General features: G+C 56.8%; 1 pseudogene. It reads right to left on the bottom strand.

Annotation, left to right across the window (positions count from 1 at the left end):
* A pseudogene (locus ACIO0C_RS31315) lies at window positions 1-1,227 on the bottom strand (DNA-directed RNA polymerase subunit beta'); the annotation flags it as partial.

Genomic DNA, 1,227 nt, shown 5'->3' with positions numbered 1-1,227 from the left:
TGGACTGGGCAGCGATAACGCCGACCGCTTCACCGATGTTCACCTGGTGACCACGAGCCAGGTCGCGACCGTAGCACTTGGCGCAGATACCGAAACGGGTTTCGCAGCTGATCGGCGAACGTACGATCACTTCGTCGATGCTGTTGAGTTCGATGAACTCGACCCACTTCTCGTCGACCAGGGTGCCGGCAGGAACGATGACGTCCTCGGTACCTGGCTTGAATACGTCACGGGCGATAACACGACCCAATACGCGCTCACCCAACGGCTCTACAACGTCACCGCCTTCAATGTGCGGAGTCATCAGCAGACCGTGTTCGGTGCCGCAATCGATCTCGGTTACAACCAGGTCTTGCGCCACGTCTACCAGACGACGGGTCAGGTAACCCGAGTTCGCCGTTTTCAACGCGGTATCCGCCAGACCTTTACGAGCACCGTGAGTGGAGATGAAGTACTGGAGTACGCTCAAACCTTCACGGAAGTTCGCAGTAATCGGCGTTTCGATGATGGAGCCGTCCGGCTTGGCCATCAGGCCACGCATACCGGCCAGCTGACGAATCTGTGCTGCGGAACCCCGCGCACCCGAGTCAGCCATCATGTACATCGAGTTGAAGGACTCTTGGTCGACTTCGACGCCATGACGGTCGATGACTTTCTCTTTCGAGAGGTTGGCCATCATCGCCTTGGAAACTTCGTCGTTCGCCTTGGACCAAAGGTCGATCACTTTGTTGTACTTCTCACCCTGGGTTACCAGGCCGGAGGCGTACTGACTTTCGATCTCTTTCACTTCGTCGGTGGCAGCACCGATGATGCGGGCTTTTTCATCCGGGATAACGAAGTCGTTAACACCGATGGAAACGCCGGAAATGGTCGAATAGGCAAAACCGGTGTACATCAACTGGTCAGCGAAGATCACGGTCTCTTTCAGACCAACCACGCGGTAGCACTGGTTGATCAGCTTGGAGATCGCCTTTTTCTTCATCGGCAGGTTGACGACGTCGTACGACAGGCCTTTTGGCACAACCTGGAACAACAGCGCACGGCCGACAGTGGTGTCGACGATACGGGTGTTGGTCACGCTGCCGCCATCACGGTCGTTGACGGTTTCGTTGATCCGCACTTTGACCTTGGCGTGCAGTGCGGCTTCGCCAGCACGGAACACACGGTCAACTTCCTGCAGATCCGCGAACACACGACCTTCGCCCTTGGCGTTGATCGCTTCAAGCG

It is taken from the genome of Pseudomonas sp. NPDC087336 (assembly GCF_044744285.1).
In the GTDB taxonomy this organism is placed as follows: Bacteria; Pseudomonadota; Gammaproteobacteria; order Pseudomonadales; family Pseudomonadaceae; genus Aquipseudomonas.
This window is presented reverse-complemented; position numbering and strand designations above follow the sequence as displayed.